10 protein-coding genes are annotated in these 13,124 nt (G+C 63.9%); 1 reads left to right on the top strand and 9 read right to left on the bottom strand.

All coding sequences use genetic code 11. From position 1 onward, the window contains the following. Nucleotides 1–61: 61 nt before the first annotated feature. From atuD to D3880_RS13515, 4 genes are all read right to left on the bottom strand, one after another. A complete protein-coding gene (gene atuD, locus D3880_RS13530; protein WP_119893968.1) occupies nt 62–1,219 on the bottom strand; it encodes a citronellyl-CoA dehydrogenase in 1,158 nt (385 codons plus the stop codon). A gap of 229 nt (nt 1,220–1,448) precedes the next feature. Continuing rightward, the gene (gene atuC / locus D3880_RS13525) at nt 1,449–3,065 is read right to left on the bottom strand and encodes a geranyl-CoA carboxylase subunit beta (protein ID WP_119893967.1); all 1,617 of its coding nucleotides are present in this window, start codon (nt 3,063–3,065) and stop codon (nt 1,449–1,451) included. 4 nt (nt 3,066–3,069) lie between these two features. Next, on the bottom strand, nt 3,070–3,939 hold the full coding sequence (locus D3880_RS13520; RefSeq protein ID WP_119893966.1) for an SDR family oxidoreductase: 870 nt from the start codon (nt 3,937–3,939) through the stop codon (nt 3,070–3,072). Nucleotides 3,940–4,081: 142 nt separating this feature from the next. Further along, complete coding sequence (locus D3880_RS13515; protein WP_119893965.1) at nt 4,082–5,869, bottom strand: acyclic terpene utilization AtuA family protein; 1,788 nt, start codon at nt 5,867–5,869, stop codon at nt 4,082–4,084. Nucleotides 5,870–6,096: 227 nt separating this feature from the next. Here D3880_RS13515 and D3880_RS13510 point away from each other — a divergent pair, with 227 nt between their 5' ends. Then, complete coding sequence (locus D3880_RS13510) at nt 6,097–6,720, top strand: TetR/AcrR family transcriptional regulator (RefSeq protein ID WP_119893964.1); 624 nt, start codon at nt 6,097–6,099, stop codon at nt 6,718–6,720. A gap of 237 nt (nt 6,721–6,957) precedes the next feature. Here D3880_RS13510 and D3880_RS13505 read toward each other — a convergent pair whose 3' ends face one another. The 5 genes from D3880_RS13505 to D3880_RS13485 all read right to left on the bottom strand — a co-directional run bounded on the left by D3880_RS13505 (nt 6,958) and on the right by D3880_RS13485 (nt 12,924). Continuing rightward, complete coding sequence (locus D3880_RS13505) at nt 6,958–7,326, bottom strand: DOPA 4,5-dioxygenase family protein (RefSeq protein ID WP_119893963.1); 369 nt, start codon at nt 7,324–7,326, stop codon at nt 6,958–6,960. Between the two features lie 655 nt (nt 7,327–7,981). Further along, nucleotides 7,982–8,149 carry a DUF2897 family protein gene (locus D3880_RS13500; RefSeq protein ID WP_119893962.1) on the bottom strand — a complete coding sequence of 56 codons (168 nt, stop codon included), beginning with the start codon at nt 8,147–8,149 and terminating at the stop codon, nt 7,982–7,984. Between the two features lie 364 nt (nt 8,150–8,513). After that, complete coding sequence (locus tag D3880_RS13495) at nt 8,514–9,839, bottom strand: TolC family outer membrane protein (RefSeq protein ID WP_119893961.1); 1,326 nt, start codon at nt 9,837–9,839, stop codon at nt 8,514–8,516. 1 nt (nt 9,840) lies between these two features. After that, nucleotides 9,841–11,181: an HlyD family type I secretion periplasmic adaptor subunit gene (locus D3880_RS13490; RefSeq protein ID WP_119893960.1), complete on the bottom strand. Its 1,341-nt coding sequence runs from the start codon at nt 11,179–11,181 to the stop codon at nt 9,841–9,843. 6 nt (nt 11,182–11,187) lie between these two features. Then, complete coding sequence (locus tag D3880_RS13485; protein ID WP_119893959.1) at nt 11,188–12,924, bottom strand: type I secretion system permease/ATPase; 1,737 nt, start codon at nt 12,922–12,924, stop codon at nt 11,188–11,190. Between the last annotated feature and the right edge of the window lie 200 nt (nt 12,925–13,124).

The following is a 13,124-nucleotide window of genomic DNA, read 5'->3' as shown; positions in this document are numbered from 1 at the left end:
CCGTTGGGACGCGGAGCGTCCCGGTATGGGTTCCCACGCGGAGCATGGGAACCATCGGGTATCACTTCTTCTTGCCCGGTAGGGTGCCCATCAGCTTGCAGATGATGCCGAGCATGATCTCGTCGGCGCCGCCGCCGATGGAGGCCAGGCGAGTGTCGCGGTAGGCGCGCGAGATCGGGTTGTCCCACATGAAGCCCATGCCACCCCAGTACTGCAGGCAGGAGTCGGTGACCTCGCGGGCCAGGCGGCCGGCTTTGAGCTTGGCCATCGAGGCCAGTTTGGTGACGTCCTTGCCGTTGATGTACAGCTCGGTGGCCTGGTAGGTGAGGGCGCGCAGCGCCTCGATCTCGGTCTGCAGCTCGGCCAGGCGGAAGTGGATGACCTGATTGTCGAGCAGCGGCTGGCCGAAGGTGTGGCGTTCCTTGCAGTAGTCGATGGTGATGTCGACGCAGTGCTCCAGACCCTTGAGCGCGTTGGCCGCGCAGAACAGGCGTTCCTCCTGGAACTGCAGCATCTGCATCATGAAGCCGGTGCCTTCCGCGCCGATGCGGTTGCGCTGCGGCACGCGCACGTTGTCGAAGAACACCTGGGCGGTCTCCGAGCTGCGCATGCCGAGCTTGTCCAGGTGCGGGCTGAGGCTGATGCCCGGAGTGTTCATCGGCACCATGATCAGCGATTTGTTGATGTGCGGCTTGTCGTCCGAGGTGTTGGCCAGCAGGCAGATGAAATCGGCCGACGGCGAGTTGGTGATCCACATCTTGCTGCCGTTGATCACGTAGTCGTCGCCGTCCTTGCGCGCATTGGTTTTCAGCCCGGCGACGTCGGAGCCGGCGCCGACCTCGGAGACGCCGATGCAGCCGACCAACTCGCCGGCGATGGCGGGACGCAGGAACTCCTCGCGCAGTTCGTCGGAGCCGAAGCGCGCCAGGGCCGGGGTGCACATGTCGGTCTGCACGCCGAAGGCCATGGGGATGCCGCCGCAGGTGATGGTGCCGAACTCCTCGGTGGCGACCATCGAGTAGCTGTAGTCGAGGCCCATGCCGCCGAACTTCTCCGGCTTGGAGATGCCCAGCAGGCCGAGGTCGCCGGCTTTCTTGAAGATCTCGTGGATCGGGAAGCGGCCGTCCTTCTCCCACTGGTCGACGTGCGGGTTGATTTCCTTGGCGACGAAATCACGGACGGTCTTGCGCAGCGCTTCGTGTTCGGGGGTGAAGATCATTTTGTTGTTCTCCTCGAAAGGTGTTCGTTCGCGGGCGCTGTCGGCCCTCTCCCTAACCCTCTCCCACAAGTGGGAGAGGGGACTTGTTGGTGCGTGCCGGTGAGCTGGGTACTTTCCGGCGACTCTGATTCTTTCCCCTCTCCCTCTGGGAGAGGGGAAAGGGGTGAGGGGCGGTGTTTGGCTGAGTCGTCGTCCCCTCACTCCAGCCCTCTCCCGGAGGGAGAGGGAGTTAAAGCCGTGCCACCCCGAAGGTGTTCTGTTTCAGCGGCCGCACCGCGGCCTCGGCACAGATATCCAGCAGGTAACCGAGCAACTTGCGGGTGTCGCGCGGGTCGATCAGGCCGTCGTCCCACAGGCTGGCGGTGCCGTACAGCGCGGTGGCCGAGCTGTCGAGCTTCTGCGCGGTCATGGTTTCCAGCATGTCGAGCATCTTCGGGTCGGCTTCCTTGCCTTCCTTGGCATGCTTTTCTTCGGTGACGATGCGCAGCACCTTGCCGGCCTGGGCGCCGCCCATCACCGCGGTCTTGCTGTTCGGCCAGGCGAAGATGAAGCGCGGGTCCAGGCCACGTCCGCACATCGCATAGTTGCCGGCGCCGTAGGAGCCGCCGACCACCAGGGTCAGCTTCGGCACGCTGGCGTTGGCCACCGCCTGGATCAGCTTGGAGCCGTGCTTGATCACGCCGAGCTGCTCCGCTTCGGTGCCGACCATGAAGCCGGTGGTGTTGTGGAAGAACAGGATCGGCGTGTTGCTCTGCTCGCAGAGCTGGATGAACTGCGCCGCCTTGACCGCGCCTTGCGGGGTGATTGGCCCGTTGTTGCCGATGATGCCGCAGGGCTGGCCTTCGATCTGCAGGTGGCCGCAGACGGTCTGGCTGTCGAACTCGTTCTTGAAGTCGAGGAACTCCGAGCCGTCGGCGATACGGGCCAGTATTTCCCTGACGTCGTAGGGCTTCTTGGCATCGGCCGGGACCACGCCGAGCAGTTCCTCGGCCGGGTACAGCGGTTCCTTCCAGGTCCGTTGCGGGCGCGCCGGCAGCTGGGCGTTCCATGGCAGCATGGCGAGGATCGAGCGGGCGATGCGCACGCCGTCGGCGTCGTTCTCGGCCAGGTATTCTGCGGTGCCGGCGATCTGCGCATGCATCTCGGCACCGCCCAGTTGCTCGTCGGTGGCCACTTCGCCGGTGGCGGCCTTGAGCAGCGGCGGGCCGGCGAGGAACATCTTGGCCTTGCCGCGCACCACCACCACGTAGTCCGACAGGCCCGGCTGGTAAGCCCCGCCGGCTGTGCTGGAACCGTGCACCACGGTGATCTGCGGCAAGCCCATGGCCGACATGCGTGCCTGGTTGGCGAAGCCGCGCGCGCCTTCGACGAAGATGTCCGCCGCATAGTTGAGGTTGGCGCCGCCGCTCTCGGCCAGGGTGATGATCGGCAGTTTGTTCTCGCTGGCGATCTGCTGCAGGCGCAGGGATTTCTTCAGGCCGAACGGGGCGATGGTGCCGCCCTTGATCGCGCTGTTGTTGGCGACCACCAGCACACGAACCCCGGCGACGTAGCCGATGCCGGCGATCAGGCCGCCACCGGCTTGGGTGCCGTCCTTGTCGTCATGGAACTTGTAGCCGGCCAGCGAGCACAGCTCGAGGAACGGCGCGCCAGGGTCGAGCAGCAGGTTGAGGCGCTCGCGCGGCAGCAACTGGCCGCGCTTGACGAAGCGGGCCTTGGCCTCGGCGGCCTTGTCCAGCACCTTCTGCTCGACCTCGCGGAAGCTGGCGACGGCGGCGAGCATGGCGGCGCGGTTCTGCGCGAAGGTGTCGCCGTGGACGTCCAGTTCGGATTGCAGGATCGGCATCGGCTCACTCCTGATCTTTCAGCACGTCGGGCGCGTAGGCCCGGTGGAAGCCGTTGTAGGACTCGCTGTTGGTCGCCTTGCCCAGTTGCCAGGTGCGGGTGCCCTGGGTAGCGGCGCCGTCGATGCGGATGGTGTTGCCGCTGATGAAGCTGGCGCCGGGCGAGAGCAGGAAGACGATGGCCGAGCTGATCTCCGCCTCGGTGGCGATGCGTTGCAGCGGCACATGGTTCTTCAGCGAGCGGATCATCTGCTTCATGGCTTCCGGGTAGGTGTCCATGCCGCTGGAGGCGACCCAGCCGGGCGCCACCGCGTTGACCCGCACGCCGGAATGGCCCCATTCGAAGGCGGCGGTCTTGGTGAAGTTCTCCATGCCCGCGCGCGCCGCGCCGGAGTGGCCCATGCCGGGCATGCCGCCCCACATGTCGGCGAGCATGTTGACGATGCTGCCGCCGCGCTTGGCCATGCACTGGTTGTACACCTCGCGGGCGACCAGGAAACCGCCGACCAGGTTGGTGCGCACCACGGTCTCGAAACCCTTCTGATTGATCGAGGCGAGCGGGGCGGGGTACTGGCCGCCGGCGTTGTTGACCAAATGATGGATCTGCCCGCGTTCGGCCAGCACCGCGGCGACCATTGCCTTGACCGGCTCTTCCTCGCGGATGTCGCAGGCTTGCCAGCTGACGCTGCCGCCGTCCTCGACGATCTCGGCGGCGGTGGCTTCGAGCTTTTCCGGCTTGCGACCGACCAGTACCACGTGCGCGCCGAGCGCCGCCAGTTCATGGGCGGTGCAGCGGCCGATACCGCTGCCGCCACCGGTCACCAGGATGGTTTGGCCGGCGAACAGGCCGGGTTTGAATACGGAGTCGTAGCTCATCGTTGTGGTCCTTCGGCTCTCTTTCTGATGGCTCCCACGCTCTGCGTGGGAGCAGATCCGGGACGCTCTGCGTCCCTTGAGACGCGGAGCGTCTCTGGCTGCATGCCCACGCGGAGCGTGGGAACGATCACATTGGTTTCGTTCACAGGCTGTCCGCCAGCGCCTTGGGCACCGGCACCTGGAATTCCAGCAACTGCTGGGCGAACGCCTTGCCCTGCGGGTCGCTGCGCAGGCTGGCGATGCCGCCGCCGCCGAGGGCGTTTTCCAGCAGGAAGTTGAGGCTGTGGCTGCCCGGCAAATACCAGCGCGACACGCGGCCGATCTGTGGGTCGAGCACATGCTCCATCCACTCGGCGACGTTCTCGACGGAGAGCGCGGCGGCGATCCACGGCAGGTATTCGGGTTTCCTGGCCATTACGCCGATATTGCTGTGGTTGCCCTTGTCGCCGGAACGCGCCACGGCCAGCTTGACCAGCGGCACGCTGGCGTCGGCCGAACCCTGCGGCGCTTCAGGCTCGACGGCTTCGGCGAGGCTGGCCGGATCGAGGGTTTCCAGCTCGGGCAAGGCGACCGCCTGGCGTTGCTCGCCCTGGACGACCTCGAGCTGACAGGCGCTCTTGTCGCTGAGGAAGGAGAACAGGCGGATCACCGGGCTGACCCCCGCGCGGCCGCCGGCGCTGCCGGTCAGGCCCGGCGCCATACCGGTAGCGGCCTGGGCGATCTCGCGGGAGAACAGCACCAGGGCTTCTTTCTTGCTGTGCCGGGCGGACAGGCGCAACACCACCTCGCGGCTGTCCGCGCGGCGGCCGTGGGGGCCGTAGGTGGACTCGCTGCCGAGGATGTCGACGCTCACCTCGCGGTAATCGCCCCAGCCGCGTTCGGCGAGCATTTCCGTGGTTTTACCGATGATCGCCTGACCGACCCGACGGGCCTTCTTCGTCGCGTCGATGCCGGCCATGACGAAGCTGGCGGTGCAGCGGAAACCGTCTGGGTAGGTGGCGCTGACCTTGTATTGGTCGGTCGGCGGCAGGCCGCGGGCGCCCTTGAGCAGCACCCGGTCATGGCCGGCTTGTTCGAGCGTGACGCGGGTGAAGTCGCAGGTCACATCCGGCAGCAGATAGGCGCGCGGGTCGCCGATTTCGTAGAGCATCTGCTCGCCAACGGAGAAAGGCGTGACCAGGCCACCGGAACCATCCGGCTTGGTCACGATAAAGCGGCCATCTGCCTCGACCTCGACGATGGGGAAGCCGATGTGTTCGTAATCCGGCACCGACTCCCAGTCGGTGAAGTTGCCGCCGGTGCACTGCGCGCCGCATTCGATGATGTGGCCGGCCAGCGCCGCCTGGGCGAGCTTGTCGTAGTCGCTCCAGGCCCAGTCGAAGTCGTGGACCAGCGCGGCGCTGACCACTGCGCTGTCGACCACGCGACCGGTGATGACGATGTCGGCGCCCAGCTTGAGCGCCTCGACGATGCCCGGCGCGCCCAGGTAGGCGTTGACCGACAGGCACATCGGCGGTAGCGGAGCGCCGCTGAACATTTCCACGGTGCCGGCCTTGGCCAGTTCACCGAGCCTGGCTTGCAGGTTGTCGCCGTGCAGCACGGCGATCTTCAGGTTAACTCCGGCTTGTTCGCAGGCGGCGCTCAGCGCTCGAGCGCAGCTCTGCGGGTTGACCCCGCCGGCGTTGCTGATCACGCGAATCCTCTTCGCGGCGATGTCCTGGAGCAGCGGCGCCAACACTTCGACGAAGTCGGTGGCGTAGCCGGCCTCGGGGTTCTTCATCCGCGCGCCGGCCATGATCGACATGGTGATCTCAGCCAGGTAGTCGAACACCAGATAGTCCAGCTCGGCGCCTTGCACCAGCTGGGCGGCGGCGGTAGAGGTGTCGCCCCAAAAGGCGGAGGCGCAACCGATGCGTACGGTTTTAATCATTGGAATGGCCCGTCACACATTGAAGGTGGATCGACATTACCAAGCAAGCGCTTGGTTGAAAACCCCCTTGAGACGGTATTCCATACGTAAGCATGGCCAAGCGCTTGCTTGGTTGGTTGGCAAGGCATAAATTCGCCAACAACGACAAGCACTTGCCGGAATTTGCCAGGTGGCGGACCACTCTGGTCGCAGGATTCCCAAGTGACAGCCAGCAGTGGAGAGCAAGAGTGGACGAGCAGAAAGCCCAGGCAGTGATGCGCGAACTGGTGGCTGGCGGACAGATAACGGACCCGGACAGCCCGCGCGGCAAGCTGTTGCAGATGGCGGCGCACCTGTTCCGCAGCAAGGGCTTCGAGCGCACCACGGTGCGCGATTTGGCCGGCGCGGTAGGCATCCAGTCCGGCAGCATCTTCCACCACTTCAAGAGCAAGGACGAAATCCTCCGCTCGGTGATGGAGGAAACCATCCTCTACAACACGGCCATGATGCGGGCGGAGCTGGCCCTGGCCGAGAGTGTGCGTGATCGGGTACTGGCGCTGATCCGCTGCGAGCTGCAATCGATCATCGGCGGCACTGGCGAGGCGATGGTAGTGCTGGTCTACGAATGGCGCTCACTGTCGGACGAAGGCCAGGCCTACATCCTCAACCTGCGTGATACCTACGAACAGCTCTGGCTTGATGTGCTCGGTGAGGCCAGGAATGCCGGCTACTTCAACGGCGACCCGTTCATCCTGCGGCGTTTTCTCACCGGCGCGCTGTCCTGGACCAACACCTGGTTCCGTGCCGAGGGCCCCATGAGCCTGGATCAGTTGGCCGATGAGGCCTTGAACCTGGTGATCAAGGGCGAGTGAGGATCTGTGGACGTTAGGGTCTGCTACGTGCCGAGCACCGCTTTTGTAGTGGGTTAGCCGCGTAGCTGGGAAATTGCATTCACTTGCACGCCTGATTGCATTCGACCTGAACACTCAATTGCATTGGACCTGCACACCGAGTTGCATCAGTAGTGAACAGCAAATCCTGTTGGTGGGCTGAAGCCCACCCTACGGCACAATCCCGGTAGGGTGGGCTTCAGCCCACCGCAGCCCCCGTCACAGGTCGTACTCCACCGCCCCATCCGCGAGGTCAGACAGATCCAGCGGCCGCATCGCGCCCATCCACATGGGGTAGTCGCGGTGGTCGCGCAGGTCGCTGCCGGTGATGGGGTGCACCAGCACGGTCAGGCCATTCCGATTCAGCGCCAGCCAGGGGATGACCTCGCCGAACAGCTCAGGCTTGAAGGCCAGCTGGCAGCTCCAGTCGGGGTGGGGGCCGACGGGCTTCTCGTGGACGCGCCCCATCTTCAGCGGAAAGCGCTGCGCAGCTTCCTCGCAGAGTGCGCGGGCCTGATCGAGGGTGGAGGCGTCGAAATAGACGTGGGCATGAAAGCCCTTGATGCGAGGTGTGGAGCAGTCCTGCATGTTCGCGTCTCCCACCTGACGAAGACCTCAATGGTACTCCGGATGCAGGGTCTTTCCAGCCTTGATCAGTCCTTCGCCGGAGGCGGGGCGGTGCTGCCGGGCAAAAGTTGCGGTGCCTCGCGTTCGAGCCGGCCCTGCAGGGCTTCCAACTGTTCCAGGGCTGCGCCGTTCTCACCCCGGGCTCGGCAATCAGCAACTGACGGAGCGGCTGGTCTCACATTAGCTGCGAGCGAGCTTGCATTCGGCTGCATCGGCCTGCCAACGTTTAGTTGGCAGGCCGATTATGTGGCACGTTAGCCACCACGACAGTCCGCTATATAGGGTGGTTTCGAGCCGGGCGGATGGCTCGCGAAAGTGGTCATTCCGTTTTCAAATGCGTGGTCAGATTGCAACGGGTGTGCAAGTCCGGTGCAATTGGGTGTTCAGATCCGATGCAATTCGGTGTGCCGATCAGTGCAATTTCCCAGCGTAGCGGCGTAACCCACCAGCGGTGTCGCCTTGGACACTAGTGTCCGTAGGGGCGGTGGGTTACGCCTTCGGCTAACCCGCCCTACGATTCTGCATGCCCTGCGCCACGATGGCCGCTGGTAAGCGATCTTCGCGCTTTACGGCATCACCCTCCGCTCTGTCACAGCGGATTGAAGCAGGCAGAAACTCAACGATCCTCTGCGTCTTTGGCGTCCTGCTCGATGTTGCGCTCGTGAATGCGTTTGAGCTGTTCCTCGGTCAGCGGCAGTTTCTTGGCCGTATCGCGCAGCACCAGCAGGCCGCCGACGATGGAGCCGAGAGCGAGGATCAGGATCAACCAGGCGTACCAGGGCATAGTCATTCTCCATGAATCGCTGGCGGCTACGATCAGCCGCTGCCGGCGTTCCTTGTGTCGATGGAGTCTTCACCATACGCCCTGCGTCGCGTGCTGTCAGTCCGCCGCAGGCGCTGGTTGTGGGCTTGGCTATGTCCCAGTTAGGTGTTGGAGATGTCGTATATCCCGGATGCAATCCTGGGCGCAGCATCCTCTGCCCGGCGGGCTATCAGCCCATTCCGAACCTGTAGGAGCGAATTCATTCGCGAAAGGCTTGGCACCGCCTTTATCTCGGGTTCGCGGATAAATCCGCTCCTACAAAAAGCACTGCCCCATGCAACACGTAACTGGGGCATAGCCTTGGTGGGGGAGCGGGGAGTGGGGATTATTCCGAGACCGCCAGTTCCGGCCCCAGGTAGGCATTGGCCTGGTCGATATCGTCATCACCCAGGGCGCCGACGGCGGCGGCCAGGCGCAGACGCGAGGTCAGGTAGCGCAACTTGGCCTCGAACAAGTCGCGCCGGGCGGTGTACAGCAATTCCTCGGCATTGAGGATGTCGACGTTGGTGCTGGTGCCGGCGAGGAAACCCTTCTTCGTCGAATCGAGCGAGCGTTCGCCGGAGGTGACGGCTTTTTCCAGTGCGCGGATGCGTGTGGCACCGCTCTGCACCCCACGAAACTCGCGGGTGGTACCGGAAATCACTTCTTCGCGCGAAGCGTTCAGCTCTTCCTGGGCCTTGTCCCGGTTGGCGACCGCCTGACGGGACTGGGCGCTGACATAACCGCCGCTGTAGATCGGGACGTTCACTTCCAGACCTACGGAGCCGTAATTGTTGCGCTGATCCAGGGTGGAAAGGGTTTCGCTCTTTCCTGAGGTGTAGCCGGCGACAAAGTCCAGGGTCGGCCAATGGCCGGCTTTGGCCTTGTTCACATCTTCCTCGGCCACTGCGTGGCTGTAGCGGCGGGCATGGATGATAGGGTTGTCAGTCCGGGCCTTGACCAGCCAGTCCTGCAGGTTGCCGGGCTCCAGCGGCGGAGTGGGGAAGCTGGTGCGCAGGCTCGCCAACGTATCGGGGACTTCGCCGAGATATTCCTGCAGCAAGCGCCGCGCCACCAGCAGGCTGTCCTCGGCCTCGATCAGTTCGGCCTGGGCCAGGTCGCGCCGGGCGGTGGCTTCGTCGACGTCAGTCACCGTGCCTTCACCGAGCTCATAGCGGCGCTTGGCCGAGGCTAGCTGTTCCTCGAAAGCCTTCAACTTACTTTTGGCCAGCGCGATGGTCTCGCGCGCCAGCAGCACGTCGAAATAGCGCCCGGAAAGGCTGACGGCGGCGTCCTGGCTCTTGGCGTCGAACACCGCCACGCTGTAGTCGGCGCGCTGCTTGCCCTGGCGGTAATCAGCCATTTTTAGTTTGTTGAACAGCGGTTGACGCAGGCGGACGGCGGCGCCCTTGGCGTCGTAGTCGAGGTCCTCGTCGCCAGCACCTCTGTCTTGCGTGCCGTTGACCTTGTTTTGGTACGCAGTGGCGTTGATCTGCGGCAGCAGACCGGCTTTGCCGAGTGCACGGTTTTCCAACCCGGCTTCTTTTTCATGGATGGCCGCCTGGTAGATCGGGCCTTGGTATTGCAGCAAGTCCCAGGCTTCCTTGAGATCCATGGCTGACGCGGGAAAGGCTATTGCAGTCAGGCCGGCCAGCCAGCAACGTCGATCCATTTCATTGCTCCTTGAATGCACTATCGATGCGGTCCAGCAACGGCTTGAACAGGTAGCTCAGCAGGTTGCGTTCGCCGGTCTTGATCGTCACGGTGGCCGGCATCCCCGGGCGGATTCGGTTGGCGCCGAGCATGTCCATGCCCTGCGCTGTCACTTCAATTTGCGCCAAGTAGAAGGGCTGCTTGCTTTCCTCATCAACCAGGCGGTCGGCGGAGACCGTCAGCACCCGTCCCGGAATATTCGGGGTCTGGGCATGGTTGAAGGCGGGGAAGGCGATGTCCACCGGCAGGCTGGGCACCATCTTGTCGATGGCCTGCACCGGGATCATCGCATCGACTTGCAATGGCTCGTCGGCCGGCACTATGTCCATGATCTTGAAGCCGGGTTGGATCACCCCACCGATGGTGGCGATGCCGAGTCCCTGCACCATGCCGCCGATTGGCGAACGGATCGAGGTGTGGGTCACTTCATAGTCCAGCGCACGCAGGCGGTCGGCCAGGCTGGTGCTTTCCTTCTGCACCTCGGTCAGCTGCGATTCCACTTCCTTGAGGTAATCGTGTTGGCGCTGGAGGATGCGCAGCTTCAGCTCGGTGACCTGGCTGCGCACACGGGCGATGTTGTTGATGTTCTCGGCCTGGCCGGCGTTCAGTTCGGCGGCGTTGCGCTCCAGTTCGAGCATGCGGTTGCGCGGGATATAGCCTTCGGCGGCGAGGGTGCGGGTGCCGTCGAGTTCCTGGTGGAGGAATTTCAGTTGCGAGGCGCGGGCTCCGTAGACTTGTTGCAGGCCCTTGACCTGCACCTCCGCAGCGGACTGGGATTCCAGCAAGATACTGACTTCCCCGGCGAGGCCAGCGCGGCGGGTGGCGAACAAGCGTTCCTGCAGGTCGATGGCATCCCGCAGGCGCGGGTCGTCCTTGAAGCGGGCGAGCAGCTCGGGGTCGAACGTTACTTCGGCGCGCCCGTCGCGCTCGGCTTCCAGCCGGTTCTCCACGGTCTTGCTGACGATGTATTGAGCGCCGATCACGCCCCGCTCGGCCAGCGCCCGGGTCGAGTCCAGACGCACCAGTTCCTGGCCTTTCTTCACCACATCGCCTTCGCGCACCAGAATGGATTCAACGGTCCCGCCCGTCAGGTGCTGGATGGTCTTGCGATTGCTGGTCACCTTGACGGTACCGCTGGCCACTACGCCCGCATCCAAGGGGGCAAGCCAGGACCACAGGAGAAAGCCGCCGAAGCCGGCTATGACCAGCCAGATGCCCCAGCGCGCGGGTTTGCGGTCGTCGATGTCCACAACTGTTTGCGGGCTGACGAGGATCAAGTCGTTGCGTTCGATGTTTGGCATGACCGGTTACTCCCGCACTTTGACGGAGGCCAGCGGTGGCGGGCTTCCGGGAGAGATCACATTGGCTTGGCGGAGGGCCGAGAACACCTCCTCGCGGGCGCCGAACATCTGCGTGCAGCCATCGCGCAGCATCAGCACCTTGTCGACCATGCCCAGCACGGTGGGACGATGGGAAATAAGGATGGTGGTGGCGCCACGGTGCTTGAGTGCGGCTAGCGCATCGACCAGGGCTTTTTCGCCGACGTCGTCGAGGTTGGCATTCGGTTCGTCGAGTATCACCAGCGCCGGTTCGCCATACAGCGCACGGGCCAGCGCGATGCGTTGTTTCTGACCGCCGGACAGCGGGCTACCGTCGACGCCCAGCCGGGTGTCATAGCCTTGAGGGAAGTGCAGGATCATTTCGTGAACGCCAGCGGACCTGGCCGCCTGGATCACCGCCTCGCTGTCGATCTCACCGAAGCGGGCAATGTTCTCGGCGATGCTGCCTTCGAACAGCTCGACATCCTGCGGCAGATAGCCGAGCCAGGGGCCGAGTTCGGCCTTGTTCCAGGTGAACACGTCGGCGCCGTCGAGGCGCACCTTGCCGGCCTGGGTCGGCCAAACGCCGACCAGCAAGCGGGCGAGGGTGGACTTGCCCGAGGCCGAAGGGCCAATCACGCCGAGGCTCTCCCCGGGCGCGAGGTTGAGGGTTACCCCGCGGATGATCGTGGTGTTGGTCCCCGGAGCCCCGGCATAGGCATTCTCTACCGACAGCATGCCCAAAGGGCGCTCCAGCGACATGCTCGGTGGGCGAATGGGATAGTCGTGCAGCATTTCATTCAGTCGACCCCAGGCCGAACGGCAGCCAAGCAACTGTTTCCAGGCGCCGATCACCTGCTCGACCGGTCCCAGCGCGCGGCCGGTGAGGATCGAGCAGGCAATCATCATCCCGGGCGTGATTTCCCCCTTGATCGCCAGCAGGGCGCCGGCGCCGAGAATCAGCGATTGCAGGGTGATCCGCACGAAGCGCCCGACGCCACTGATATAGGCAGCCCGGTCGGAGGCCAGGGTTTGCATTTCCAGAATGCGCAGATGGCTTTTGAACCAGCGGCCGCTGATTGCCGGCAGCATGCCCATGGCCTCGATCACTTCGGCGTTGCGCAGATTGTTGTTGGCGTAGGTGCCAGACGCCTGAGAAGCCTGGTTGGCCTCGGCCAGCGGCTTTTTCGTGGCGGCCTCGGTCAGGTAAGCCAGGGCGACCAGAATCAGAGAACCGATCAGGGTTATCAGCCCGAGCAGGGGGTGAATCAGGTAGGCGACCAGCAGGTAGATGGGCGTCCAGGGCGCGTCGAAGAACGCGAATAGACCCGTGCCGGTAAGGAACTGACGCACTTGGGCCAGGTCCTGCAGCGCTTGTGCCGGGTTGCCGCCAGAGCGGCTGAGATTGCGTTCGAACGCGGCGGTGAAGATCCGCCGGTTGAGGTCCATGTCGAGCCGATTGCCTACCCGGATCAGCACCTTGGTGCGGACGATCTCCAGCAGCGCCATCAACATGAACAGCCCCATCACCAGGATGGTCAGCATCGTTAAGGTGGTGACATTACTGCTGACCAGCGCGCGGTCGTACACCTGCAACATGTACACCGCTGGCGTCAGCATCAACAGGTTGATTACACCGCTGAAGGCCCCCAGCGAATAGAAGGTACGACGCAGGCGGAACAGTACATCTGCCAGCTCGGACCGGGTGGTCGACTGCTTGTCCATTGTGGTCATCCATCTCTGTTGAGTTCAGGGAATCACGGACGGCATAACCGGAGACGAGAACTGTTCAGCAAGCTGCTGTCAGGCGCGGGTTCCAGTGTCCAGGCAAGCATTTCTTCCTGAATGCGTTTCCTGGCTGCCTAAGGCTGCAGCGTAGGTGAGGATTGTTACGTTAGCGAAACGCTTTGGTCGGTATTTTCGTG

This window comes from Pseudomonas cavernae (assembly GCF_003595175.1).
GTDB classification, from domain to species: Bacteria; Pseudomonadota; Gammaproteobacteria; order Pseudomonadales; family Pseudomonadaceae; genus Aquipseudomonas; species Aquipseudomonas cavernae.
The sequence above is the reverse complement of the archived record's forward strand: the minus strand, read 5'-3'. Positions and strand labels throughout refer to the sequence as shown.